The 23,899-nt window shown below is 69.8% G+C and carries 22 protein-coding genes; 8 read left to right on the forward strand and 14 right to left on the reverse strand.

Annotated features, from left to right (window positions below; translation table 11 throughout):
- The first annotated feature begins 194 nt into the window (after nt 1-194).
- A complete protein-coding gene (locus G9Q37_RS09895) occupies nt 195-893 on the forward strand; it encodes a phosphatase PAP2 family protein (protein ID WP_205710744.1) in 699 nt (232 codons plus the stop codon).
- Here G9Q37_RS09895 and G9Q37_RS09900 read toward each other — a convergent pair.
- Nucleotides 856-1,788: a patatin-like phospholipase family protein gene (locus G9Q37_RS09900; protein WP_166227035.1), complete on the reverse strand. Its 933-nt coding sequence runs from the start codon at nt 1,786-1,788 to the stop codon at nt 856-858. The genes G9Q37_RS09895 and G9Q37_RS09900 overlap by 38 nt on opposite strands.
- A gap of 88 nt (nt 1,789-1,876) precedes the next feature.
- Between G9Q37_RS09900 and G9Q37_RS09905 the strand changes: the two genes are divergently transcribed.
- Entirely contained in the window at nt 1,877-2,926 is a 1,050-nt protein-coding gene (locus G9Q37_RS09905; RefSeq protein ID WP_166227036.1) for an extracellular solute-binding protein, read from the forward strand.
- Nucleotides 2,927-2,985: 59 nt separating this feature from the next.
- On the opposite strand, the gene ppk2 is transcribed toward G9Q37_RS09905, so the two are convergent.
- Nucleotides 2,986-3,894, reverse strand: a complete 909-nt coding sequence (ppk2, locus tag G9Q37_RS09910) for a polyphosphate kinase 2 (RefSeq protein WP_166227037.1) — start codon at nt 3,892-3,894, stop codon at nt 2,986-2,988.
- A gap of 199 nt (nt 3,895-4,093) precedes the next feature.
- Between ppk2 and G9Q37_RS09915 the strand changes: the two genes are divergently transcribed.
- The 5 genes from G9Q37_RS09915 to rpoD all read left to right on the forward strand — a co-directional run bounded on the left by G9Q37_RS09915 (nt 4,094) and on the right by rpoD (nt 12,101).
- A complete protein-coding gene (locus tag G9Q37_RS09915; RefSeq protein WP_166227038.1) occupies nt 4,094-4,699 on the forward strand; it encodes a hypothetical protein in 606 nt (201 codons plus the stop codon).
- A gap of 167 nt (nt 4,700-4,866) precedes the next feature.
- Nucleotides 4,867-5,625 (forward strand): 3-hydroxyacyl-CoA dehydrogenase, encoded by a 759-nt coding sequence (locus G9Q37_RS09920; RefSeq protein ID WP_166227039.1) that lies wholly within the window; start codon nt 4,867-4,869, stop codon nt 5,623-5,625.
- Nucleotides 5,626-5,650: 25 nt separating this feature from the next.
- Nucleotides 5,651-7,450 (forward strand): gamma-glutamyltransferase family protein, encoded by a 1,800-nt coding sequence (locus G9Q37_RS09925; protein ID WP_166227040.1) that lies wholly within the window; start codon nt 5,651-5,653, stop codon nt 7,448-7,450.
- Between the two features lie 40 nt (nt 7,451-7,490).
- Nucleotides 7,491-9,434 carry a DNA primase gene (gene dnaG, locus G9Q37_RS09930; protein WP_166227041.1) on the forward strand — a complete coding sequence of 648 codons (1,944 nt, stop codon included), beginning with the start codon at nt 7,491-7,493 and terminating at the stop codon, nt 9,432-9,434.
- A gap of 297 nt (nt 9,435-9,731) precedes the next feature.
- The gene (rpoD, locus tag G9Q37_RS09935; protein WP_166227042.1) at nt 9,732-12,101 is read left to right on the forward strand and encodes an RNA polymerase sigma factor RpoD; all 2,370 of its coding nucleotides are present in this window, start codon (nt 9,732-9,734) and stop codon (nt 12,099-12,101) included.
- Between the two features lie 48 nt (nt 12,102-12,149).
- On the opposite strand, the gene G9Q37_RS09940 is transcribed toward rpoD, so the two are convergent.
- Genes G9Q37_RS09940 through G9Q37_RS09950 form a run of 3 tightly spaced genes read right to left on the reverse strand, consistent with a single transcriptional unit; the run spans nt 12,150 to nt 14,889 of the window.
- Nucleotides 12,150-13,139, reverse strand: a complete 990-nt coding sequence (locus G9Q37_RS09940) for a Bug family tripartite tricarboxylate transporter substrate binding protein (protein ID WP_166227043.1) — start codon at nt 13,137-13,139, stop codon at nt 12,150-12,152.
- Between the two features lie 33 nt (nt 13,140-13,172).
- On the reverse strand, nt 13,173-13,535 hold the full coding sequence (locus tag G9Q37_RS09945) for an AtuA-related protein (protein WP_166227044.1): 363 nt from the start codon (nt 13,533-13,535) through the stop codon (nt 13,173-13,175).
- Nucleotides 13,528-14,889: an acyclic terpene utilization AtuA family protein gene (locus G9Q37_RS09950; protein ID WP_166227045.1), complete on the reverse strand. Its 1,362-nt coding sequence runs from the start codon at nt 14,887-14,889 to the stop codon at nt 13,528-13,530. The genes G9Q37_RS09945 and G9Q37_RS09950 overlap by 8 nt, the downstream gene beginning before the upstream one ends.
- A gap of 64 nt (nt 14,890-14,953) precedes the next feature.
- On the opposite strand from G9Q37_RS09950, the gene G9Q37_RS09955 reads away from it, so the two are divergent.
- Nucleotides 14,954-15,850 carry a LysR family transcriptional regulator gene (locus G9Q37_RS09955; RefSeq protein ID WP_205710745.1) on the forward strand — a complete coding sequence of 299 codons (897 nt, stop codon included), beginning with the start codon at nt 14,954-14,956 and terminating at the stop codon, nt 15,848-15,850.
- Between the two features lie 24 nt (nt 15,851-15,874).
- Here G9Q37_RS09955 and G9Q37_RS09960 read toward each other — a convergent pair whose 3' ends face one another.
- From G9Q37_RS09960 to G9Q37_RS10000, 9 genes are all read right to left on the reverse strand, one after another.
- A complete protein-coding gene (locus G9Q37_RS09960) occupies nt 15,875-17,194 on the reverse strand; it encodes a HAMP domain-containing sensor histidine kinase (RefSeq protein ID WP_166227046.1) in 1,320 nt (439 codons plus the stop codon).
- A gap of 6 nt (nt 17,195-17,200) precedes the next feature.
- Nucleotides 17,201-17,887 (reverse strand): response regulator transcription factor, encoded by a 687-nt coding sequence (locus tag G9Q37_RS09965; protein WP_166227047.1) that lies wholly within the window; start codon nt 17,885-17,887, stop codon nt 17,201-17,203.
- 29 nt (nt 17,888-17,916) lie between these two features.
- Nucleotides 17,917-18,381, reverse strand: a complete 465-nt coding sequence (locus G9Q37_RS09970) for a Spy/CpxP family protein refolding chaperone (RefSeq protein ID WP_166227048.1) — start codon at nt 18,379-18,381, stop codon at nt 17,917-17,919.
- Between the two features lie 101 nt (nt 18,382-18,482).
- Nucleotides 18,483-19,658 (reverse strand): acyl-CoA dehydrogenase family protein, encoded by a 1,176-nt coding sequence (locus G9Q37_RS09975; RefSeq protein ID WP_166227049.1) that lies wholly within the window; start codon nt 19,656-19,658, stop codon nt 18,483-18,485.
- An 83-nt stretch (nt 19,659-19,741) separates the two neighbouring features.
- Nucleotides 19,742-20,749: an aldo/keto reductase gene (locus tag G9Q37_RS09980; RefSeq protein ID WP_166227050.1), complete on the reverse strand. Its 1,008-nt coding sequence runs from the start codon at nt 20,747-20,749 to the stop codon at nt 19,742-19,744.
- Between the two features lie 5 nt (nt 20,750-20,754).
- On the reverse strand, nt 20,755-21,720 hold the full coding sequence (locus tag G9Q37_RS09985; RefSeq protein ID WP_166227051.1) for a Gfo/Idh/MocA family oxidoreductase: 966 nt from the start codon (nt 21,718-21,720) through the stop codon (nt 20,755-20,757).
- Nucleotides 21,721-21,722: 2 nt separating this feature from the next.
- Entirely contained in the window at nt 21,723-22,586 is an 864-nt protein-coding gene (locus tag G9Q37_RS09990; protein WP_166227052.1) for a class III extradiol dioxygenase subunit beta, read from the reverse strand.
- A 4-nt stretch (nt 22,587-22,590) separates the two neighbouring features.
- Nucleotides 22,591-22,965 (reverse strand): protocatechuate 4,5-dioxygenase subunit alpha, encoded by a 375-nt coding sequence (ligA, locus tag G9Q37_RS09995; RefSeq protein WP_166227053.1) that lies wholly within the window; start codon nt 22,963-22,965, stop codon nt 22,591-22,593.
- Nucleotide 22,966: 1 nt separating this feature from the next.
- Complete coding sequence (locus G9Q37_RS10000) at nt 22,967-23,899, reverse strand: amidohydrolase family protein (RefSeq protein WP_166227054.1); 933 nt, start codon at nt 23,897-23,899, stop codon at nt 22,967-22,969.

A 23,899-nucleotide genomic window follows, 5' to 3' on the forward strand; every position in this document is an offset into this window, starting at 1 on the left:
CGTGGAGCACCACCGCTGCAGCGGCGGCCAGGCCCTTCGGGAATGCCCTGGGTCGCGCTGAGAAAGCGGCGGATTATAGCGATCCACCCCCTGGGAGCCGGCTTGGCCCGAGCGCCTGCAAATGGCGTCATGGGCCTGGGTTACATTCGCGCCGATACCCCCCAAACAGCGCACCGCCGTCTGCCCGAAAGCCCTTGAACACACACCCGACCCCAGGCTGGACGCACCGGCTCGCCGCCCGGTTCTGGACCCTGTGGTACCTGAAGGCAGCGGGCACCACCGCCTTCATGGTGCTGTTCTTCCAGGCCTATTTCTGGGTGCTGCACCACCCGTCGAGGCCCCCCGTCGAAGTGCCGCTGCTGGCCATCGACCACTGGGTGCCGTTCACGCCCGCGGCCATCTACGCATATGGCTGGCTCTGGATCTACGTGTCGCTGCCACCCGCGCTGATCGTGGGTTTCTGGGCGCTGGTGCGCTACGGCGTGTGGATCGCGCTGCTGTGCCTGGTGTGCCTGACGATCTTCTGGCTCTGGCCCACGCAGACACCGGTCTTCGACATCGACTGGTCCGCCCACCCCGAGCTCGCATTCCTCAAGGGTCTGGACGCCGCGAGCAACGCCTGCCCGTCGCTGCACGTGGGGGCCGCGGTGCATGCCGCTTTCTGGCTGCGCCATCTGCTGCGCGAGATCGGCGCCCCGGGCTGGCTGCGCGCGCTCAATGCGCTGCAGTGCCTGGCCATCGTGTGGTCGACCATGGCGATCCGCCAGCACGTGTTCCTCGACGTGCTCGCGGGCGCCGCGGCCGGCCTGCTGTTCGCGTGGCTGTCGCTGCGCCGCTGGCGGCCGCTGGCGCGCGCTACAGCGGTCGGCGCTTCGCGAGCAACACCTCTTTGATCTGCGGCAGCGCGGCGCGGGCCGCCTGGCGACCGGCCTCGATCGCGCGTTTGCGCGCCGAGAAATCGGCCCCGCTCATGCCATTGAGCGCGGGGCGAAGCACCACGTCGGCGGTGGTGAGTTCGTGCCGGTTGATGTTCTGGCCCATGATCGCGAAGGTCTGCAACACCACCTCGAGGTTGCCGACCGCTGGGTTGTGTTCGGGCACGCTGGACACGTCCACCGCCAGCACCACCTCGGCCCCCATCTCGCGCGCCTGGCGCACCGGCACGGGCGCGGTCAGCCCACCGTCCACATACTCGGTTTCACCGATCTTCACCGGCGAGAACACGCCCGGTACCGCGCTCGACGCGCGCACCGCGGTGGCGGCGTCGCCGCGGCGAAACAGCACCCCGCGGCCGGTCTGCAGATCGGTCGCCAGCACACCCAGTGGCAGCGCCATGTTCTCGAGCAGCTTGCCGTCGACCGCCTTGCGCACGTAGCGCTGCAGCGCCTCGCCACGCAGCAGGCCGCGGCCCAGGATGGGCAGCGACCAGTCGGTGATCTCGGCCTCCTGCATCTGCAAGGCGACACGTTCGAGCTCGGCGCCGTTCATGCCGCTGGCGTACAAGGTGCCCACCAGGCTGCCGGCCGAGGTGCCGGCCACGAGGTCGGGCCGGATGCCCGCGCGTTCGAGCTCCTGAATCACCCCGATGTGCGCGAACCCACGCGCCGCGCCCCCGCCCAGGGCCAGGCCCAGGCGCGGTGGCCGCGTCAGCACCACCGGCGGCGTCGGCGGCGTGACGGCAGGCGGCGGCTCGGGCAGATCCACGACGGTGGGGGCGGTCGAACACCCCACGAGAACCACCAGGGCGCAAAGGCCCACAACACGACCAAGATACTTAGTAAGAACCATTCTCGTTCTGATACGATGCGCCGCACCCGACGCTGACAAGCGTCCGATTGTCCCAAAGCGCCCTTTCAAGTTCCGGAAAGTGACATTCATGAACATCTCCCGCCGTTTCACGCTCGGCCTGCTGGCCGCGGCCGCCCTGACCACCGGTGCCGCCCAGGCGCAGGACAAGGTGCTCAACATCTATTCGGCCCGCCACTACCAGACCGATGAAGCGCTTTACAGCGGTTTCACCCAGGCCACGGGCATCAAGATCAACCGCGTGGAAGCCGATGACGCCGGCCTGGTGTCGCGCCTACGCGCCGAAGGCGCGGCCTCGCCCGCCGACATCGTGCTGATGGTCGACGCCGCGCGCATGGCCTCGGCCGACGCCCAGGGCCTGTTCCAGCCCATCAAGTCGAAGAAGCTCGACGACGCCATTCCCGCGACCCTGCGCGCCACGCCCACGGCCGACGGCGTGACCTGGACCGGCTTCTCGACCCGCGCCCGCGTGATCGTGTACGACCCCTCGCGCGTGAAGGCCGAAGACGTGGCCACCTACGAGCAACTGGCCGACCCCAAGCTCAAGGGCCTGCTCTGCACGCGCTCGGGATCGCACCCCTACAACATCTCGCTGTTCGCCACCGTGGTCGAACGCCTGGGCGACCAGAAGGGCGAAGAGTGGCTCAAGGGCCTGGTGGCCAACCAGGCGCGCGCCCCCAAGGGTGGCGACACCGACCAGATCCGCGGCGTGGCCTCGGGGGAGTGCGGCGTGGCGATCGCCAACAGCTACTACATGGCCCGCATCCTCAAATCGGACAAGCCCGAAGACAAGGCCGTGGCCGAGAAGGTCAAGGTGGTGTTCCCCAACCAGGCCACCTCGGGCACGCACGTGAACATCGCGGGCGCGGCTGTGGCCAAGCACGCCAAGAACCGCGACAACGCCATTGCCTTCATGGAGTACCTGGCCAGCCCCGCGGCCCAGCAGTACTTCGCCGACGGCAACAACGAGTTCGCGGCCGCCAAGGGCGTGAAGCTCAACAACCCGGCGCTCAGCGCCATGGGCGGCGACCACTTCAAGCTCGAGACCGTGCCGCTGGCGGCCGTGTCCAAGAACCTCACCAAGGTGCAGCAGATGCTCGACCGCGTCGGCTTCAAGTGAACGGGCTTTGCCCCTGAACCAAACGCCCGCGCTGCGGGCGTTTTTTTGGGCGTGCCGCTTCAGTACACCTGCGGCACGTAGATCTCGCCAGGCACCTGGTGGCGGCGATAGCCCTCGTGGCGGATGCGCTCGGGCAGCGTGATGGAAGGCCGCTCGACCTCGTGGTACGGAATGAGCGACAGCAGGTGGTGGATGCAGTTCAGGCGCGCGGTCTTCTTGTCGTCGGCCGGCACCACCCACCACGGCGATTCGGGCGTGTGCGTGCGCGCGAGCATCTCCTCCTTGACCTTGGTGTAGTGCTCCCAGCGGCGGCGGCTCTCGAGGTCCATGGGGCTGAGCTTCCACTGCTTGAGCGGGTCGTGGATGCGGCCCAGGAAGCGCGCTTCCTGCTCCTCGTCGGAGATCGAAAACCAGTACTTCACGAGTTGGATACCTGAGCGCACGAGCATCTTCTCGAACTCGGGCACGGTGCGGAAGAACTCCTCCACCTGCTCCTCGTTGCAAAAGCCCATCACGCGCTCGACGCCCGCGCGGTTGTACCAGCTGCGGTCGAACAACACGATCTCGCCGCCCGCGGGCAGTTGCGTCACGTAGCGCTGGAAGTACCACTGGGTGCGCTCGCGGTCGTTGGGAGCGGGCAGCGCCACCACGCGGCACACGCGCGGGTTCAGCCGCTGCGTGATGCGCTTGATCACCCCGCCCTTGCCGGCCGCGTCGCGGCCCTCGAACACCACCACCACCTTGTGGCCGGTGTGCACCACCCAGTCCTGCAGCTTCACAAGTTCGGCCTGCAGCCGGAACAGCTCGCGGAAGTAGGTGCGGCGCGCCTCGCGGCGCCGCGCGGCCTCGGCCGAGTCGAGGCCATCCGGCCGATCGTCGTCCTCGATCTCCATCTCGAGCTCTTCGTCGTAGCCGTCGATGAGGTCGTCGCTGACGCGGCGCAGGAGGTCGTCGGAGGGGGTGGGCATGGGTGGCAGGTGCAGGTCACAAACCCCATGAGCTTGATCGATCTTGGTGACATCTGGATGACTGTCACAGACATCCGCCACGCCCGCCCGGGGCATGGCCGCATCGGCCATTCGCCCGGATCGAACATGGCCGGCGAACCTGCGCCACCGTACCGTTACCCACGATCGCCCCTGTTCAACGCGTATCCACCCCACACCCATGAAGCCTCTCAGCAAAGCCATTTCGGGCCTGTTCAATTCCGCGCCCCCGCCCATCGAAGCCGCCGTTCCTGCTTATGTCTTCCAGAAAACGCAGCAGCTCGCGGAACTGTCGATCAATGGCAAGCCGGCCAAATTCCTCGTGCTCAAACCCACCAAAAGCGGTGACGATTTCGGATTCAAGGCCGACAGCCACCGCAAGAAGTGGTCCATCGCCAGATGGCAGGCGGCCAAGGCCTCTGCAAAGTACCAGCGCCGAGCGGCCACGCAGTACCTGAACCACGAAGACCATTCGGTCCGCAGTGCTGCCCATCGCCTCATCACCGACAAGCATCTCGGGCTCGACAAGGGAAAGGTGACGAGCGAATACCAGGCCTGCCTGAAAATCCTCGCAGAGGCTGAAAAGCAACGCCTCCAGCCCCGTGCAGAAGTGGCCACTGAAGCGGTTCAGGCAACCCCCATCACGCCATCGCCGGCCATTGCCGACAAAGGCAGCAAACGCTTCGAGTTCGAAGGCTGGAAACGCACACCCTTGTCGTCCATCCCAGGCATCGATTGGGCCGAACTCGAGTCCATCGTTGACTCGTCCGAGGAGACACCCGACTGACGTGGTCGCGGCGCACCGGCGCGCCTCCTTCAACACCCGGCAAGCCCTCAATGGCTGCCGGGTGTTTTGCTTTGTGACGGTCGGGCCAGGCAGGCGTGGCACTCACGGCATAATTGACGTTTACGTCAACGTCAACCGCCGTCCGCGGCACCCAGAGGAGCACCCGCATGGAGATTGCAGGCAAGGTTTTCATCGTCACCGGCGGGGCTTCGGGCCTCGGAGAAGGCACGGCGCGCATGCTCGCGGCCAACGGCGGCAAGGTCGTCATCGCCGACATGCAGGCCGAAAAGGGCGAGGCCGTGGCCCAGGCCATCGGCGGCGTGTTCGTCAAGTGCGACGTGAGCAGCGAGGCCGATGGCCAGGCCGTGGTGGCCAAGGCCGTGTCGCTCGGCAAGCTCGTGGGCCTGGTCAACTGCGCGGGCATCGCGCCGGCCGAGAAGACCGTGGGCAAGAACGGCCCGCATTCGCTGGCCGTGTTCACCAAGACCATCATGGTCAACCTGGTGGGCACCTTCAACATGATCCGCCTGGCCGCCGACGCCATGAGCAAGAACGAGCCCGAAGCCACGGGCGAGCGCGGCGTGCTCATCAACACCGCCAGCGTGGCGGCCTACGACGGCCAGATCGGCCAGGCCGCCTACAGCGCCACCAAGGGCGGTGTGGTCGGCATGACGCTGCCGATCGCGCGCGACCTCGCGCGCAACGGCATCCGCAACATGACCATCGCCCCCGGCATCTTCGGCACGCCCATGCTGTTCGGCATGCCCAAGGAAGTGCAGGACGCGCTGGCCGCCGGCGTGCCCTTCCCGAGCCGCCTCGGCACGCCCGAGGACTACGCCAAGCTGGCGAAACACATCATCGAGAACGACATGCTCAACGGCGAGGTGATCCGCCTCGACGGCGCGATCCGCCTGGCGCCGAAATGAGCCTCGGGGGCGTAGAGTCGCGCGCATGAAGCGCTGGCCCTACCCCCTGGTTCTGTCTCTCCTGCTGGCGGCCTGCGCGCAGCCGCCCGCCACACCTACCCAGCCGCCGCCCCCCGAGGCGGCTTCCGGTTACACCGCCAAGCCCGGCTGGTCCTTCGGCCGCTTTGCCGTGGCCGCGGCCAATCCGCTGGCCACCGAAGCGGGCGCCGCCATCCTGCGCGAAGGCGGCAGCGCGGTCGACGCGGCGATTGCCGTGCAGATGGTGCTCACGCTGGTGGAGCCGCAATCGAGCGGCATCGGCGGCGGCGCCTTCCTGCTGCACTGGAACGGCCGGCGCGTGCAGGCCTTCGACGGCCGCGAAACCGCCCCCGCGGCGGTGGACGAGCGCCTGTTCCTCGACGCCCAGGGCAAGCCCCTGCCCTTCGCGCAAGCCGTGGCCAGCGGCCGCTCGGTGGGCGTGCCGGGCGCCGTGGCGATGCTGGCCCTGGCCCACCGCCAGCACGGCCGCCTGCCCTGGGCCCGTTTGTTCGACCCCGCCATCGCGCTCGCCGAGCGCGGCTTCGCGGTGAGCCCGCGCCTGCACACCTTGCTGGCCGCCGAGACCGCCCTGCCGCAAGACCCGGTCGCCCGCGCCTACTTTTTTCGCGCTGACGGCCAGCCCCACCCCGTGGGCCATGTGCTGCGCAACCCCGAACTCGCGGCGGTGCTGCGGCAGATCGCCGCCCTCGGCCCGCAGGCGATGAGCGAAGGCCCGATCGCCAACGCCATCGTCGCCAAGGTGCGTCAGCACCCCAGGCTGCCGGGCGCACTTTCGCTCGACGACCTGCGCCGGTACCAGCCGCGCGAGCGCGAAGCGCTGTGCCAGCCGCAGCGCGCGGGCGGGCGCTGGGTGCGCCTGTGCGGCTTTCCGCCACCGAGTTCGGGCGGCATCGCGGTGGCCCAGATCCTGGGTCTTCTCTCGCGCACGCCGCAGGCGCTCGCGGGCCTGCGCGAGGGCAAGCCCGGCGCCGACTGGCTGCACGCCTACACCGAGGCCTCGCGCCTGGCTTTCGCCGACCGCGCCCAGTACCTCGCCGACCCCGACTTCGTGTCCGCGCCCGGCGGCGACTGGCGCCTGCTGCTCGACCCCGACTACCTCAACGCGCGCGCCGCGCTCATCGGCCCGCAGCGCATGCCGCAGGTGGCGCCCGGCCGGCCCGCGGGCGGCGCCGCGCTGGCCTTCGCGCCCATGCCGGCCCAGCCCGAGTCGGGCACCAGCCACATCAGCATCGTGGACGCACACGGCCACGCCCTGGCCATGACCACCACCATCGAAGCCGCGTTCGGCGCGCGCCTCATGGTCACCACCGACCCGTCGCGGCCCGGCGGCTTCCTGCTCAACAACGAGCTCACCGACTTCAGCTTCACCCCCGCCGACGCACAGGGCCGCCCGGTGGCCAACCGCGTGCAACCGGGCAAGCGCCCGCGTTCGTCCATGGCGCCCACGCTGGTGTTCGACGCCGAGACCGGCGAGCCGCTGATGAGCGCGGGCAGCCCCGGGGGCGCGCTCATCATCCACTACACGGCCAAGGCCTTGTTGGGCACGCTGCACTGGGGCCTGCACCCCCAGGCCGCACTCGACCTGCCGAACTTCGGCAGCCTGGGCGGCCCCTTGCTGCTCGAGAAAGACCGCTTTCCCGCGGCCACCGTGCAGGCGCTGCAGGCGCTGGGCCACACGGTGGAAGCGGTGGACATGACCAGTGGCGCCCAGGCGCTGGTGCGCCGCGGCGGGCGATGGCTGGGCGGGGCCGACCCGCGTCGCGAGGGCATCGTGAGCGGCGACTGAGCGCCCCGGGGCCAGGGGTTAAAGTTGCCCCCCTCCCGCCATGGCCATTCCCCAGAGCTTCATCCAGGAACTGCTCAGCCGCGTCGACGTGGTCGACGTGGTGGGCCGCTACGTGCAGCTCAAGAAGGGCGGCGCCAACTTCATGGGGCTGTGCCCCTTCCACGGCGAGAAGTCGCCTTCGTTCAGCGTCAGCCCGACCAAGCAGTTCTATCACTGCTTCGGCTGCGGGGCCAACGGCAACGCCATCGGCTTCCTCATGGAGCACGTGGGCATGGGCTTCGTCGAGGCGGTAAAGGAGCTGGCCTCGCAGGTGGGCCTGCAGGTGCCCGACGAAGACATCTCGCCGCAGGAGCGCGAGCGCGCCGCGCAGCAGCGCCAGCAGCAGGCCACGCTCACCGACGTGCTGGAGAAGGCCGGCAAGTCGTACCAGCAGCAGCTCAAGGGCTCGCCGCGCGCGGTCGACTACCTCAAGCGGCGCGGCCTTTCGGGCCAGATCGCCAAGGTCTTCGGCCTGGGCTACGCACCCGAGGGCTGGCGCCACCTGGCCGGCGTGTTTCCCGACTACGCCTCGCCGCTGCTCACCGAGTCGGGCCTGGTGATCGAACACGCCGACGAAAAAGGCCAGGACGGCCAGGCCAAGCGCTACGACCGCTTCCGCGACCGCATCATGTTCCCGATCCGCAACGTCAAGGGCGAGTGCATCGGGTTCGGCGGGCGCGTGCTCGACAAGGGCGAGCCCAAGTACCTGAACTCGCCCGAAACGCCCGTGTTCAGCAAGGGCCGCGAGCTCTATGGCCTGTTCGAAGCGCGCACCGCCATCCGCCAGCACGGCTACGCCCTGGTCACCGAGGGCTACATGGACGTGGTGGCGCTCGCGCAGCTCGGCTTCGCCAATGCCGTGGCCACGCTGGGCACCGCCTGCACGCCCGACCACGTGCAGAAGCTGTTCCGCTTCACGGACGCGGTGGTCTTCAGCTTCGACGGCGACGCCGCCGGCCGGCGCGCCGCGCGCAAGGCGCTCGACGCCGCCCTGCCCTGGGCCAGCGACACGCGCAGCGTGAAGTTCCTGTTCTTGCCGGCCGAGCACGACCCCGACAGCTACATCCGCGAGCACGGCACCGACGCCTTCGCCGAGCGTGTGAAAGAGGCCGTGCCGCTGTCGCGCTTTCTGCTCGAGGCCGCGGCCGCCGACTGCGACCTCAAGAGCGCCGAAGGCCGAGCACGCATGGCCAGCCAGGCCCGCCCGCTCTGGACCGCCCTGCCCGAAGGCGCGCTCAAGCGCCAGCTGCTGGGCGAAATCGCCCAAGGTGCCGGCCTCGACACCACCGACCTCGAGCGGCTCTGGTCGGCCCCCACGGGCCGAACGGGCAGCGGGACCCCGGGCCAGCGCCGTGCGGCCGGCCCCGACGACGGTGCGCCGCCGCGCGGCGACAACGAGCGTGCCTGGCGCCCGCGCCAGGCCGGCGGCCCGGGCCCGTCCGACCGCCAGGGCCGCTACGGACGTTCAGAGCGCACCGAACGGCGCGGCCCGGCCGGCGCGCGCCGCGGCCTGGTGAGCCGCGAAGACCGCGCGCTCGGCCTGTTGCTGTCCAACCCCGCGGCCTGGGACGCGCTCTCGGCCGACGACCACCACCTGCTGGCCGAACTGCCCGGCGCGCACGGTGTGCTGTTCGCCTGGCTCGAATCGCAGATCCACGAGCACGGCCCGCAACCCTGGGCGGTGCTGCGTGAAATCCTGCGCGAGCAGCCGCACGAGGCCCTGGCCCACCAGGCGGTGGAGCAGGTGGCGCTGACCCCGGGCGCGGAGCAGGACGCCGAAGAACTGGCCCACGTGATGCTGCGCCTGCGCATCGACCGCCTGAAGGTGCTCGAGAACGAGGCCATCGCCCGCGCCGGCAGCGACCCGGCCGAACTGCGGCGTTATGCCGACATCCAGGCCCAACGCAAGGCGCTGGAGCACCAGATCGGCGCCTCGCCGGTATAATCCACGGCTGCACCGCAAGCGCGACAGCAGCACCTCCGGCACCGGCCCGGCCCTCCTGCAAGGGCTACATGGATCACTTTCCTGGCCACCCCGCCGCCCCCCTCACCCGAGGCGGCGCGAGGAACCCCGCAAGGACTGCACACCAAATGTTCGCCCCCACAGCTTGCAGGCCCACCCGCACCGGCGCGCGGTGGGTCCGAGTGCCCTTCCAAACCACCGGTTCGGCCCCAGCTGAGGGTCTTCTGGCGGCTTCAGTGTGTTCTGCCGGTCCCGTTCGACGATTTTTTTGAGGTCTCCATGCCCGCGAAGAAAGCCAGTGCGTCCGCTGCTTCCAACACCAAGGCCACCGCCAAGAAGGCGCCTGCGGCCCAGGCCAAACCGGCGGCTTCTCCCAAGAAAGCCCCTGCAGTGACGACCAAGACCCCCGCCAAGGCGGCGCCGGCCAAAAAGGCCCCGGCCGCCAAGACCTCTGCCAGCAGCACCGCCAAGAAGGCCAAGCCCGAAGCGCTCGGCGAAGAGCTGCTCGACGAGGCCGTGCCCGCCAAGAAGAAGCCCGGCCGCCCGGCCAAGGCCGCTGCCGACAAGCCGGCCGCCAAGCGCGGCCGCAAGCCCGCCGCCGGCAAGGCCGCGGCCAAGGACGAAGACGACCTGGGCGACGACCTGGTCGACGACCTCGATGGCGAGGACCTGGGCGAGGACGTCGTCGAAGAGGTGACCACCGAGGAAGCGCAGCCGACCGAGAAGGCCAAGCCGCTGCGCATGAAGATCAGCAAGGCCAAAGAGCGCGCGCTGATGAAGGAATTCGGTCTCGACGAGACCATCCTGTCCGAGGAAGAAGCCCGCGCCCGCCGCGAGCGCCTCAAGACCCTGATCAAGCTCGGCAAGACCCGCGGCTACCTCACGCACGGCGAGATCAACGACCACCTGCCCGACAAGCTGGTCGAGGCCGAAACGCTCGAGGTCGTGGTCTCGCTGCTCAACGACATGGGCGTGGCCGTCTACGAACAGACGCCCGACGCCGAGACCCTGCTGCTCAACAACACCGGCCCCACCGCCGCCACCGAAGAGGAGGCGGAAGAGGAAGCCGAAGCCGCCCTGTCCACCGTGGACAGCGAATTCGGCCGCACCACCGACCCGGTGCGCATGTACATGCGCGAGATGGGCACGGTGGAACTGCTCACCCGCGAGGGCGAGATCGAAATCGCCAAGCGCATCGAAGGCGGCCTGCACAGCATGATGGAGGCGATCAGCGAATCGCCCGCCACCATCGCCGAGATCCTGGCCATGGCCGAAGAGATCCGCGAAGGCAAGGTCGTGATCTCCACCGTGGTCGACGGCTTCGCCGACGCCGACGAGGCCGACGACTACGTGGCCGAAGAAGACTTCGACGACTACGACGAGGCCGACGACGACGACGGCAAGGGCGGCTCCAAGGCCCTGACCCGCAAGCTCGAAGAACTCAAGCGCGAAGCGCTCGAGCGCTTTGACGCGCTGCGCGAAATGTTCGAGAAGCTGCACAAGGCCTACGACAAGGAAGGCTACGGCAGCGCCAACTACACCAAGACGCAGCAGGCCATCACCGAGAAGCTGATGACCATTCGCTTCACCGCGAAGGCCATCGAGAAGCTGTGCAGCACGGTGCGCGGCCAGGTCGACGAGATCCGCAAGAAAGAGCGCGAGCTGCGCCGGATCATCGTGGACAAGTGCGGCATGCCGCAGGAAACCTTCATCAAGGAATTCCCGCCCAACCTGCTCAACCTCAAGTGGGTCGAGAAGCAGGCCGCCGCCGGCAAGCCCTGGAGCACCGTGCTCGAGCGCAACATCCCGCCGGTGCAGGAACTGCAGCAGGGCCTGATCGACATCCAGAACAGCGTGGTGGTGCCGATCGAGCAGTTGAAGGGCATCCACAAGCGCATGAACGAAGGCGAGGCCTCGTCGCGCGACGCCAAGAAAGAGATGATCGAGGCCAACCTGCGCCTGGTGATCTCGATCGCGAAGAAGTACACCAACCGCGGCCTGCAATTCCTCGACCTGATCCAGGAAGGCAACATCGGCCTGATGAAGGCGGTCGACAAGTTCGAGTACCGCCGCGGCTACAAATTCTCGACCTACGCCACGTGGTGGATCCGCCAGGCCATCACGCGCTCGATCGCCGACCAGGCGCGCACCATCCGCATCCCGGTGCACATGATCGAGACCATCAACAAGATGAACCGCATCAGCCGCCAGCACCTGCAGGAGTTCGGCTTCGAGCCCGATGCGTCCATCCTGGCCGAGAAGATGGAGATGCCCGAGGACAAGATCCGCAAGATCATGAAGATCGCCAAGGAGCCGATCTCGATGGAAACCCCCATCGGCGACGACGACGATTCGCACCTGGGCGACTTCATCGAGGACACCACCAACACCGCCCCGATCGAGGCCGCCATGCAGGCCGGCCTGCGCGAGGTGGTCAAGGAGATCCTCGACAGCCTCACGCCGCGCGAGGCCAAGGTGCTGCGCATGCGCTTCGGCATCGAGATGTCCACCGACCACACGCTCGAAGAGGTGGGCAAGCAGTTCGACGTCACGCGCGAACGCATCCGCCAGATCGAGAGCAAGGCGGTGCGCAAGCTCAAGCACCCCAGCCGCAGCGACAAGCTGCGCAGCTTCATCGACTCGCTCTGATCGGGCGAGCCGACCCAAGAAAAAAGGGAGCCCGAGGGCTCCCTTTTTTCATTCGGGCTCGATGCCCGCGGCCTTGATCACCTTGCCCCACTTGGCCGTCTCGGCCGCCTGGAACTTGGCCAGGCCGTCGGGCGTGGTGGGGAACACCTCACCGCCGCTGCTGGCGAAGAACTGCAGCACCGCCGGGCTCTTGAGCGCCTCGGCCACGAGCTGGTTGAGGCGCGCCACCACCGGCGCGGGCGTGCCCGCCGGCGCGTAGGCGGCGAACCAGTAACCCATGTCGTAGCCCTTCACGCCGGCCTCGTCGATGGTGGGCACGTCGGGCAGCACCGCGGTGCGCTTGCTCGAGGTGACACCCAGCGCGCGCAGCTTGCCCGCGGTGATCTGGGGCACGCCGGTGGAGGCGTCGGTGAACATCATGGTGATCTGGCCGCCGAGCAGGTCGGTGATGCCCATGGGGTTGCTGCGGTAGGGCACGTGCAGCAGCTGCACCTGGGCCATCTGCTGGAACAGCTCGCCCGCCACGCGGCTCGACGAGCTGCCGCTGCCGAACGAGAGCTTGCCCGGCGCCTGGCGCGCGGCCGCGAGCACGTCGCCCACGCTGCGGTAGGGCGAATCGGCGCGCACCACCATGATCTGGCCGCCCTTGCCCAGGCCCGAGATCGGCGCGAAGTCTTTCACCGGGTCGTAGCTGAGCTTCTTGTAAAGGTGCTCGTTGGCCGCATGCGTGGTGTTGGTGGTGATGAGCACGGTGTAGCCGTCGGCCGGCGCGCGCGCCACCTGCTGCGCGGCGATGGCGCCGCTGGCGCCGGCCTTGTTGTCCACCACCACCGGCTGGCCGCCCTTCTCGGCCACCGACTGGCCGACCGCACGCGCGAGGCTGTCGGTGGCGCTGCCGGCCGCGAAGGGCACGACGAAGGTGATGGGCTTGCCGGGGAAGCCATTGCCCTGGGCCAGGGCCGCGGGCAGCGCGAGCGCGGCCGCGGCCAGCACGGCCAGGCGGCGTCGCGAGAACGGGGCGGTGAAGAACGAATGCATGGGTGTCTCCTGTGTGTGTAGAGCGAAAGGGCGTCACTCGGCGGGGCCGCGCAACCGGGAAACCAGGGGGCCGGGCACGCGCAGCGGCAGCTCCAGCAGATGGAACGACAGGCTCTTGCCGTGGCTGTCGAGGTTGAGTGCGTCGTTCACGCCGCCGTCCAGCGCTGCGTCGAGCACGAAGTTCATCGCGTGCAGCCGCGGCAGCAGGTGGCGCTGCACGGCCGTGGGCCGGCGGTGGCGGAAGTGCTCGCGCACCACCTCGGGCGTGATCTGCGCTTCGATCAGCGCATAGAACTCGGGCGCCCAGGCGATCACGCTGATGTTGGAGCGGTCACCCTTGTCGCCGGTGCGGCCATGGGCGGCGCGCCACAGGGGCACGGTGATGTCCTCAGGCATGCGCGGCCTCCACCATCACGAAGCGCGTGGGCACCTGCGCGCGCGACAGCAGGCAGGAGAGCGTGCCCAGCGTGGGGCGCAGCGCGGTGCGGATGCCGCCGCCCCCGGCCGGGCCGCAGGTGTAGAGCGCGGTCACCTCGTTGAGCAGGCGGCGCGCGCGCGCCGGGTCGCTGTGGCGCATGGCCAGGCGCAGGCGAACGTCGCGCGCGTCGCCCGGCGGCAGGTCGGCGAGCCAGCGGCCGTGATCGTCGGCCCACACGCTGGCCACGCCGATCAGGTCGGCGCGCAGGGACACGTCCGGCCCCATGCGCTCGCGCACGGTGGCGGCCGCCAGCCGTGCGCGCGCCTCGGCGCGCGGCCCGGCGTACGACACCTCGCCCTCGGCCAGCCAGCCGCTCTCATGGCACACGTTCACCTTCAGGTGCGTGGGCCGCGGGTGGCCGCGCACGCCGCGCAGGCGCACGCGGTCGGGGCCGATCTCGTCGAGCTCGGCCGCGCCGATGTCGGCCACCACGTCGGGCGTGAGGTAGGCCGTGGGGTCGTGCAGTTCGTAGAGCAGTTGCTCGGTCACGGTGTGGCGGTCCACCAGACCGCCCGTGCCCTCGGGCTTGGTGATCACGCAGCCGCCGTCGGCGTGCAGTTCGGCGATCGGGTAGCCCAGGCGCGCGAGCCCGGGCACGTCTTTCAGGCCGGGGTCGGCGTAGTAGCCGCCCGTGACCTGCGTGCCGCACTCGAGCAGGTGGCCCGCCATGGTCGCGCCGGCCAGGCGGTCCCAGTCGTCGAGCGCCCAGCCGAAGTGGTGCAGCGCGGGCCCGAGCGTGAGCGAGGGGTCGGCCACGCGCCCGGCCACCACGATGTCGGCGCCCGCCCGCAAGGCATCGGCGATGGCCTCGGCGCCGATGTAGGCGTTGGCGCTCACCAGCGCCAGGCTATCCAGCCCCGGCAAGGCCTCGCGCAGCGCGGGCCGGTGCGCTTCGCCGCTCACGTCGTCGCCCTCGATCACCGCGATGCGCGGTGCACGCAGGCCTTGGTCGGCGCACAGCCGGTGGATGTGCAGCGCTGCGCCCACCGGATTGGCCGCGCCGAAGTTGCTCACGATGCGGATGCCATGCCGCAGGCAGCGTGCCAGCACGGGCGACAGCATCTCGCCCAGCAGCGGCTCGTAGCCGCGCGCGGGGTCTTCGCGCCGCGCCAGTTGGGCGAGTGCGAGGGTGCGCTCGGCCAGGGTCTCGAAGATCAGGCAGGCCGGGCCGCCCGCGCGCACCAGCGCGTCGACCACCGGGCCGGCGGCATCGGCGCGGTCGCCCGAAAAACCCGCGGCCGAGGCGATGCGCAAAGTCTCCTGTCTGCTCATGGGCGGCACTGTAGGGGCCTGCCACTGATCCGCAAAACTCAAAATGCCGATACATTCATCGGCTATGCAGATCAATCTGTCGACCCGCGAACTGCGGGCCTTCGTGGCCCTGGCCGACCAGCGCAACTTCACGCGCGCGGCCGCGCTGTGCCACCTGTCGCAGCCCGCGTTCTCGGCGCTGATCCGCGCGCTCGAAGAACACGTGGGCGGCCGCCTGTTCGACCGCACCACGCGCCAGGTGGAACTCACGGCGGAGGGCGAGGCCTTTCTGCGCGCGGCGCAGCGCCTGCTCAGCGACGCCGAGGCCGCGGTGGGCGACGTGCGCGACCACGTGGCGCGGCGGCGCGGCCGGGTGGCCATCGCCGCCCTGCCCTCGCTGGCGGCGGGCTGGCTGCCGCCGCTGCTGGCGCGCTTTCACCGCGAACACCCGGGCATCGAGCTCGACGTGGCCGACGTGCTGTCCGACGACTGCGTGGCGCGCGTGCGCGCGGGCAGCGCCGATTTCGCGCTCGCCTCCACGCGCGCCCAGACCAACGGCCTGCGCACCGAGCGCTTCTGCAGCGACCAGTTCCACGCCGTGTTCCGCCGCGACCACCCGCTGGCGCGCGCGAGCGGCAAGCTCAAGCTTGCCGAGCTCGCGGCCTGGCCCATCGTCCAGCTCGCGCGCTCGAGCAGCGTGCGCCAGTACGTGGAGGCCGCGATCTACCCGAACCGGCTGCAGACGCTGATGGAGCTCGAGCAGCTCAGCACCGTGGCCGCCATGGTGCGCGAAGGCCTGGGCATTTCCATCGTGCCCTCGCTCACGCTGTTCCACTTCGACCACCCGGAGCTGCGCGCGCGGCCGGTGGTGTCGACCGGGCTCAAGCGGCAGGTGTTCCTGGTGCGCCGCGCCGACCGCGCGCTGTCGTCGGCGGCGCAGGGGCTTTACGAGCTGCTCATGGCGAACCGGCCGCGGGCCTGAGGCCCCGGGGCAGGGGCCGCGCGCTCAGGCGGGCAAGGTCACGCTCACCCGCAACCCCGGGTGCGCGTTGCGAATCTCGCAGCGCCCGCCGTGCGCCTGCGCCACCAGCCGGCACAGGTACAGCCCCAGCCCCACCCCGCCCGCGTCGCGGGTGCGGGCGCTGTCGGGGCGGTAGAAGGCCTGGCCCAGTTGCGACAGGCGTTCTTCGGGCACGCCCGGGCCGTGGTCGCGCACCACGAAGCGCACGCCGCCGTCGGCGTGCGCCAGGTGCAGTTCCACCGGCGCCGCCGCGTCGCCGGCGTGGCGCAGGGCGTTGTCGAGCAGGTTGCGCAGCAGCAGGCGCATGCGCACGCGGTCGAGCGGCACCGGGGGCAGGTTCTCGGCCACGCGCAGCACGGTGCGCTGCGCCTCGGGCCGCACGGCGGCGAGTTCGTCGATCACCTCGCGCGCGAGTGCGGCCGGGTCGGTGGGTTCGCGCTGCAGCACCGCGTGGCGGCCGGCCAGGCGCTCGCTCTCGAGCAGGTCGTTGATGAGGCGCGCCATCTCGCCGAGGTCGCGCAGCAGGGCTTCGCGCTGAGGGTTCACCTCGGCGGTCTCGGGCAGCAGCTCGGTGTTGAGCCGCGCGCGCGTGAGCGGGCTGCGCAGCTCGTGGCTGATGGCCAGCAGCAGCGCGCGCTGCGCCTGAAGCATCTGCTCGATGTCCTGGCCCATGGTGTTGATGGTGGCCGCGAGTTCGCCGAGCTCGTCGTGGCGGCGGCGCGGCGGCAGCACGATGGGCTGGCCGAAGTCACCGGCGCCGAAGCGCATGGCGCCGGCGCGGATGTCGTCGAGCGGGCGCAGCAGCCGGCGCAGGTACCCGAAGGCCAGCGCCGTGACGAGCAGCAGCGACAGCAGCGCCCACACCAGCATCCGCGGCCGGGCCATCGCGGCCGAGGTGTCGACGCCGAACTCGATCCGGTGGCCATCGGCGGTGCGGCGCTGCACCAGGGCTTCCCATTGCTCGGCGTCGCGGCCGTGAAAGGCGTCGCGCCGCCAGCCCCCCGCGGGCAGCTCGGGGTGCGATCGCCATTGCACCCGCGGCCCGCTGATGTCCACCGTCACCAGCGGCAGGCGCTCGGTGAGCGCACGCGCACGCTCGGTCTCGGGCGTGCCCTGCGGCGCGATGTCGTTCGCCAGCCGGTCCAGGTAATCGGCCAGCAGCGGTTGCGCAGCCTCTTTCCAGCCCAGCGTGAACGCGCGCTGCGCGCCACCGATGAAGATGAAGGCGACCGCGAACGCGAGCAGCAGGAACACCACCAGCAGGCGCAGCTTGACCGAATGGCGAAGGCGGTGAAAGCGCCGCATGGCCGCTCAGGCCTCGCGCCGCAGCGCGAGCGAATAGCCCGCGTTGCGCAGCGTCTTGATGCAGTCGAGCGGTTCGAGCTTGCGGCGCAGCCGGCTCACCACGATGTCGACCGCGCGCGTGAGCAGCTCGGCCTCGTGACCGCGCAGGTGGTTGAGGATGTCGTCGCGGCTGAGCACGCGCCCCGCCTCGCGCGCGAGCAGGTGCAGCAGTTCGAACTCGGTGCCGGTGAGCTCCACGCGTTCGCCCTGGCGCAGCACCTCGCGCCGCGCCGGGTCGATGCGCAGGCCTTCGAAGGCCAGCACGCCGGGTTCGGGCCGCGGCGCGGGCGCGGCCACGCGGCGGCGCAGCACGGTTTGTACGCGCGCCACGAGTTCGCGCGGCTCGAAGGGCTTGGGCAGGTAGTCGTCGGCGCCCAGTTCCAGGCCCACCACGCGGTCCATCACGTCGCCGCGCGCGGTGAGCATCACGATGGGCAGGTCGCTCTGCTTGCGGATGGTGCGGCAGAGCTCGAAGCCGTCCATCTCGGGCAGCATCACGTCGAGGATGGCGGCGTCGAAGCCGCCGCGGCGCAACTCGGCCAGGCCCTCGCTGGGCCGAAACGCCTGCACCAGCGCCAGGTCGAAGCGCTGGAAGTAGCTCGCCAGCGGCGGGCCGAGCTGCGTGTCGTCGTCGATCAGCAGGATGCGGGGCATGCGCGCATTCTCACACCGCGTCCGCCCCCTCAGCCGCGCTGGAACCAGCCGCGGCGCTTCTCCAGGAAGCCGCGAACCTCGGCCTGCTGCGTCGGGTTGAGGCTGTCGTAGAAGTCGGCCAGGGCGTTGATGACCTCGGGCGTGGCCACCTGCAACACACGGGTCTTTTCGTCGAGCAGGTGCAGGGCGCGCGCGCGGTCGAACTTCTCGCCCGCCACCAGCGCACGCATGGCCTCGCGCGGCTCGCCGGCCGGGCCCATCATGGCCTGGCGCTGGGCCACCAGCTTGTCGGCCAGCACGTCGAGCTTCTGGCGCTGGGCGGTGTCGAGATCGAGCTTGCGGCTGACACGCTCGACCGCCTTGCCGCGCCACTCGGCCACCTGCTCGGGCGAGGCCGGGCCGTGGTGGGGGCGGTGGCCGCAGGCCGCGAGGCCCCCGGCGAGCACGGTGACGCCGGTGAGGACTATGAAGGTGCGACGGATCCAGGGTTTCATGGCGGTCCTTCCGGAACGGTGTTGAACAGGCCGCCATGGTGCGATCGGGCCCCCGACACCGGGTCTCGGGGCGGTATCGCTTGATGTCGTTTTGTTTCGGCTCAGCGCGCGGCCGCGGCCTCGCCCTGCACGATCTTGCGCGCCATGCTCCAGCGGTGCACCTCGCTCGGGCCGTCGTAGATGCGGAAGGCCCGCATGTCGGTGAAGATGCGCATCACCGCGGTCTCGCCGGTCACGCCCTGCCCGCCCAGGATCTGCACGCAACGGTCCACCACGCGCCACTCGGCCTCGGAGCACACCACCTTGGCGCGGCTCGACTCGAAGTTGCAGCGCTGCCCCTGGTCGAGCAGCCAGGCCGTGTGCCAGATGTGCAGGCGCGCGGTCTGCAGGTCCATGTCGTTGTCGGCCAGCATGAAGCCCACGCCCTCGTGCTCGGCCAGCGGCCGGCCGAAGGCCTGGCGGCGGCGCGCGTAGTCCACCGCGATGTCGTGCGCGCGCCGCGCCTGGCCGAGCCAGCGCATGCAATGGGTGAGCCGCGCGGGCGCCAGCCGCACCTGCGCGTAGCGAAAGCCCTTGCCGGGCTCACCCAGGATGTCGGCCTCGGGCACGTAGAGGTTGTCGAAGCGCAGCACGCCGTGGCCGCCGGTGAAGCAGCGGTCCATGGCGTCCATGTTGCGCTCGAGCACGATGCCGGGCTGGTCCATGTCGGCGAGGAACATCGTGGCGGTGCCGTCTTCCATGCGCGCCATCACGATCGCGTAGTCGGCCCCGTCGGCGCCGGTGATGAACCACTTGCGGCCGTTGATGCGGTAGCCCGCGCCGTCGCGCACCGCGGTGGTCTGCAGCATGCCGGGGTCGGCGCCCGCGCCGGGCGCGGGCTCGGTCATGGCGAAGCACGAACGCGTGCGGCCCTGCACCTGCGGCACCAGCCAGCGCGCTTTCTGCGCGGGCGAGGCCACGGCCTCCATGAGGTGGATGTTGCCTTCGTCGGGCGCGTGGATGTTGAGCGCGGTGGGGCCGAGCCAGGAATAGCCCGCCTCTTCGAACACCACGGCCTTGGCGGTGTGCGACAGGCCCAGACCGCCGAGCTCGACCGAGGCGTGCGGCGTGAGCAGCCCGGCCGCGCGGGCGCGCGCCACCAGCTCGTCGCGCAGCGCCGGGTGCGGGCCGTGGCTGTCCTGGCGGGGGTCGTTCTCCAGCGGCAGCACCTGCTCGCGGATGAAATCGCGGGTGCGCTGCTGCAGCGCTTTCAGTTCGTCGGAGAGGTCGAAGTTCATGGCGGGGGCATCGGAGGAAAATGCCCCGCACCATAGCGGCGGATCGGCCGCGCGCCGCTCACCTGGGTGACAGCCGCGCGCGCTCAGTCGGCGAAGACCTCGGTGTCCACCTCGCGGTTGGCCTGGTCGCTGTAGCGGCTGCCGCTGACGGTGCGCGGGTTGATGAGCGCGTCGAGCCGTTGCATCAGGTCGGCGCTCAGCACGACGTCCGCCGCGCGGTTGTTCTCGCGCAGGTGCTCGATGTTGGCGGTGCCCGGCAAGGCGTGGATGTGCGGCGCCTTGTGCAGCACCCAGGCCAGCGAGAGCTGGGCCGGCGTGCAGCCCGCCTCGGCCGCGATGGCGCGGTAGGCCGGCAGCAGGCGCTGGTTGGCGGCCCAGTGCGGGGCGGCAAAGCGCGGCATGCTGCGGCGGATGTCCTTGGCGTCGAAGGCGGCGGGGTCGAGGTCGCCGGCGAGGAAGCCACGCCCGGTGGGGCTGAAGGCCACGAAGGCCGCGCCGATCTCGCGGCAGGCCTCGAGCACCGCGATCTCGGGGTTGCGCGTCCACAGCGAGTACTCGGTCTGCACCGCGGCGATCGGGTGCTCGGCGTGCGCCTTGCGCAGCGTGGCGGCCGACACCTCGGACAGGCCGACCGCGCGGATCTTGCCCGCGCGCACCAGGTCGCCGAGCGCGCCCACGCTCTCTTCGATCGGCACCTGCTTGTCCCAGCGGTGCAGGTAGTACAGGTCGATGACGTCGGTGCGCAGCCGCTTGAGCGCGGCCTCGCAGGTGGCGCGCAGCGTGGCCGGGCGGCCGTCGATCACGCGCACCAGCTGGCCGTCGCCTTTCACGTCCACGCCCTGCATGCCGCACTTGCTCGCGAGCGTGAAGCGGCTGCGGTGCGCCGAGAGCACGCGGCCCACCGTGGTCTCGCTGGCGCCAAAGCCGTAGAGCGCGGCGGTGTCGAAGTGGGTCACGCCGTCGTCGAGCGCGGCCAGCAGCAGCCGCTCGGCCTGCGCGTCGGGCACCGGCGGGCCGTAGGCGTGGCAGATGTTCATGCAGCCCAGGCCGATGGCCGAGACGGTGAAGGGGCCGAGGGCGCGGGTCTGCATGGCGTTCAACCCTGGGCGTTGAGCTTTTGCTCGAGCTCGTGCAGCACCTGGTAGCAGGCGAACACGCGGGCCACGCTGGCGTTGGGCTCGCGGCCCTCGCGGATGGCGGCGAAGAACTCGCGGTCCTGCAGCTCGATGCCGTTCATGCTCACGTCCACCTTCGAGACGTCGATCTTCTCTTCCTTGCCGTTGAACAGGTCGTCGTAGCGCGCGATGTAGGTCGCGGTGTCGCCGATGTAGCGGAAGAAGGTGCCGAGCGGGCCGTCGTTGTTGAACGAGAGCGAGAGCGTGCAGATGGCGCCGTTGGCGGCCTTGAGCTGGATGCTCATGTCCATGGCGATGCCCAGCACCGGGTGGATCGGGCCCTGGATGGCGTTGGCCTGCACGATGGGGCTGTTGGCCTGGTAGGCGAACAGGTCGACCGTGTGCGCGGCGTGGTGCCACAGCAGGTGGTCGGTCCAGCTGCGCGGCTGACCCAGCGCGTTGGTGTTGGTGCGGCGGAAGAAATAGGTCTGCACATCCATCTGCTGGATGTTGAACTCGCCCGCGGCGATCTTCTGGTGCACGTACTGGTGGCTGGGGTTGAAGCGGCGGGTGTGGCCGCACATGGCCACCAGGCCGGTCTGCTTCTGCAGGTCGACCACGGCCTGCGCGCCAGCCAGGCTGTCGGCCAGGGGGATCTCCACCTGCACGTGCTTGCCGGCCTTGAGGCACGCGATGGTCTGCTCGGCGTGCATCTGCGTGGGCGTGCACAGGATCACCGCGTCGAGCTCGGGGATGGCCAGCGATTCGGCAAGCTCGGTGGTGACGTGGCCGATGCCGTACTTGGCCGCGACTTCTTTGGTCTTGTCGAGCTCGCGGCCGATCAGCGAGATCACCTCGACGCCGTCGATGTTCTTGATGCCGTCCAGGTGCTTGACGCCGAAAGCGCCCGCGCCGGCCAGCGCGACTTTGATGGTCTTGTTGCTCATGTTCAGTTCTCCAGGATCAGGTGGCCCACGGCGGTGTTGCTCGCGGGCACGTGGAAGAAGCGGTGCTTCACCTTGGGCAGCGGACCGCCCGCCACGTCGGCCATCGCGCCGCGCGCGATCAGCCACATCACGAGTTCGATGCCCTCGCTGCCGGCCTCGCGCACGTAGTCGATGTGCGGGATGTCGGCGGCCGCGGCGGGGTTGGTCTCGAGCAGGTCGAGGAAGCGGTTGTCGAAGTCCTTGTTGATCAGGCCCGCGCGCGGGCCCTGCAACTGGTGGCTCATGCCACCCGTGCCCCAGATATGCACCTTGAGGTCTTCGTCGTAGCTTTCCACCGCCTTGCGGATCGCCTGGCCCAGGTTGAAGCAGCGGCGGCCGCTGGGCACCGGGTACTGCACCACGTTGACCGCGAACGGAATGACCGGGCAGGGCCACGCGCCCTTGACCGGGTCCTGCTCGCCGCACATGAGCGACAGCGGCACGGTGAGGCCGTGGTCCACGTCCATCTTGTTCACGATGGTGAGGTCGAAGTCCTGCTGGATCACGCTCTGCGCGATGTGCGAGGCGAGCTCGGGGTGGCCGATGACCTTGGGCACGGGGCGCGGGCCCCAGCCCTCGTCGGCGGGCTGGTACTCGGCCGCGGTGCCGATGGCGAAGGTGGGGATGATGTCCAGGCTGAACGCGGTCGCGTGGTCGTTGTAGACCAGGAAGATCACGTCGGGCTTGTTCTCCTTCATCCACTGCTTGGAGTACTCGTAGCCCTTGAACACAGGCTGCCAGTACGGCTCGTGGGTCTTGCCCAGGTCGAGCGCCGCGCCGATGGCGGGCACGTGCGAGGTGTACACGGATGCGGTGATGCGTGCCATGGTGTCAGCTCCTTCCCCATTTCGGGTCGCGCCCGCCGTTGATCATCATGTTGCGGTACTCCTCTTCGGACATGCCGGTCATGGAGCCCGCCATCTGCTGGAAGCTCTTGCCGTCGGTGGCGCCGATCTTGGCGAGGAAGTAGATGTTGCCGCCGAGCGCGATGCAGCGGTTGAGGTCGCGTGCGAGCACGGCCTGCTTCTGCTCTTCGCTCATGGCCCACTCGTCGAGGTAGGCGCGCTCGTCCTTCTTGAAGCGCTCGCGGTTCTCGGCCTTCATGAGGCTCATGCAGAACTGGTTGAGCCAGTAGCCCTTGCGGCTTTGATCGGCGTCGAAGATGGTCGTGCCGGGCACGTCCTTGTAGGGTTTGTCCAGGGCCATGTCAGACCTCCTCGGGCCAGTAAAGGCGCATCGGGTTGTCCACCAGCAGCTTCTTCTGCAACGCGGCGGTGGGCGCGATGTGCGGGATGAAGTCGACCAGCAGGCCGTCGTCGGGCATGTGGTCCTTGAGGTTGGGGTGCGGCCAGTCGGTGCCCCAGAGCACGCGGTCGGGGAAGGTCTCGACCACCTTGCGCGCAAACGGCACCACGTCGCGGTACGCGGCCTGCTCGCCGTTCAGGGCCTTGGGGCCGGCGACCGAGAGGCGCTCGGGGCAGCTCACCTTGCTCCACACGTTTTCATGCTCGCGCATGAACTTGAGGAACAGCGCGAACTCGGGGCCGTCCACGGGCTTGCTCACGTCGGGGCGGCCCATGTGGTCGACCACCACGGTGGTGGGCAGCGCGGTGAAGAAGTCCCAGAGCTCGGGCAGGTCCACCGCCTCGAAGTAGATCACCACGTGCCAGCCCAGGGCCTTGATGCGGCCCGCGATCTCCATCAGCTCGTCCTTGGGCGTGAAATCGACCAGGCGCTTGACGAAGTTGAAGCGCACGCCGCGCACGCCCGCGGCGTGCAGCCGCTGCAGCTCGTCGTCGGTCACGCTGCGCTTGACGGTGGCCACGCCGCGCGCCTTGCCGCCGCTGCTCAGGCAGGCGTCGACCATGGCGCGGTTGTCGGCGCCGTGGCAGGTGGCCTGCACGATCACGTTGCGCGCAAAGCCCAGGTGGTCGCGCAGCGCGAACAGCTGCTGCTTGCTCGCGTCGCAGGGCGTGTACTTGCGCTCGGGCGCGTAGGGGAATTCGGCGCCGGGGCCGAACACGTGGCAGTGCGCGTCCACGCTGCCCGCAGGCAGCACGAAGCGCGGCTTGCTCGGGCCGTCGAACCAGTCGAGCCAGCCCGCGGTCTTGGTGAAGTCGCCGGAAGTCGGTTTGCTCAT

Origin of the sequence: Hydrogenophaga crocea (assembly GCF_011388215.1) — a bacterium.
GTDB lineage: Bacteria > Pseudomonadota > Gammaproteobacteria > Burkholderiales > Burkholderiaceae_C > Hydrogenophaga > Hydrogenophaga crocea.

Excerpts from the sequence above, each read along its gene's own strand:
- ppk2 (WP_166227037.1), bottom strand. The coding sequence starts at position 3,894 with ATGCCCACCCCCTCCGACGACCTCCTGCGCCGCGTCAGCGACGACCTC.
- G9Q37_RS09940 (WP_166227043.1), bottom strand. The coding sequence starts at position 13,139 with ATGCATTCGTTCTTCACCGCCCCGTTCTCGCGACGCCGCCTGGCCGTG.
- G9Q37_RS09960 (WP_166227046.1), bottom strand. The coding sequence starts at position 17,194 with ATGCGGCGCTTTCACCGCCTTCGCCATTCGGTCAAGCTGCGCCTGCTG.
- G9Q37_RS09900 (WP_166227035.1), bottom strand. The coding sequence starts at position 1,788 with ATGGTTCTTACTAAGTATCTTGGTCGTGTTGTGGGCCTTTGCGCCCTG.
- G9Q37_RS10000 (WP_166227054.1), bottom strand. The coding sequence starts at position 23,899 with ATGAGCAAACCGACTTCCGGCGACTTCACCAAGACCGCGGGCTGGCTC.
- G9Q37_RS09915 (WP_166227038.1), top strand. The coding sequence starts at position 4,094 with ATGAAGCCTCTCAGCAAAGCCATTTCGGGCCTGTTCAATTCCGCGCCC.
- ligA (WP_166227053.1), bottom strand. The coding sequence starts at position 22,965 with ATGGCCCTGGACAAACCCTACAAGGACGTGCCCGGCACGACCATCTTC.
- G9Q37_RS09985 (WP_166227051.1), bottom strand. The coding sequence starts at position 21,720 with ATGAGCAACAAGACCATCAAAGTCGCGCTGGCCGGCGCGGGCGCTTTC.
- G9Q37_RS09980 (WP_166227050.1), bottom strand. The coding sequence starts at position 20,749 with ATGCAGACCCGCGCCCTCGGCCCCTTCACCGTCTCGGCCATCGGCCTG.
- G9Q37_RS09975 (WP_166227049.1), bottom strand. The coding sequence starts at position 19,658 with ATGAACTTCGACCTCTCCGACGAACTGAAAGCGCTGCAGCAGCGCACC.
- G9Q37_RS09965 (WP_166227047.1), bottom strand. The coding sequence starts at position 17,887 with ATGCCCCGCATCCTGCTGATCGACGACGACACGCAGCTCGGCCCGCCG.
- rpoD (WP_166227042.1), top strand. The coding sequence starts at position 9,732 with ATGCCCGCGAAGAAAGCCAGTGCGTCCGCTGCTTCCAACACCAAGGCC.
- G9Q37_RS09905 (WP_166227036.1), top strand. The coding sequence starts at position 1,877 with ATGAACATCTCCCGCCGTTTCACGCTCGGCCTGCTGGCCGCGGCCGCC.
- G9Q37_RS09990 (WP_166227052.1), bottom strand. The coding sequence starts at position 22,586 with ATGGCACGCATCACCGCATCCGTGTACACCTCGCACGTGCCCGCCATC.
- G9Q37_RS09970 (WP_166227048.1), bottom strand. The coding sequence starts at position 18,381 with ATGAAACCCTGGATCCGTCGCACCTTCATAGTCCTCACCGGCGTCACC.
- dnaG (WP_166227041.1), top strand. The coding sequence starts at position 7,491 with ATGGCCATTCCCCAGAGCTTCATCCAGGAACTGCTCAGCCGCGTCGAC.
- G9Q37_RS09955 (WP_205710745.1), top strand. The coding sequence starts at position 14,954 with ATGCAGATCAATCTGTCGACCCGCGAACTGCGGGCCTTCGTGGCCCTG.
- G9Q37_RS09925 (WP_166227040.1), top strand. The coding sequence starts at position 5,651 with ATGAAGCGCTGGCCCTACCCCCTGGTTCTGTCTCTCCTGCTGGCGGCC.
- G9Q37_RS09920 (WP_166227039.1), top strand. The coding sequence starts at position 4,867 with ATGGAGATTGCAGGCAAGGTTTTCATCGTCACCGGCGGGGCTTCGGGC.
- G9Q37_RS09950 (WP_166227045.1), bottom strand. The coding sequence starts at position 14,889 with ATGAGCAGACAGGAGACTTTGCGCATCGCCTCGGCCGCGGGTTTTTCG.
- G9Q37_RS09945 (WP_166227044.1), bottom strand. The coding sequence starts at position 13,535 with ATGCCTGAGGACATCACCGTGCCCCTGTGGCGCGCCGCCCATGGCCGC.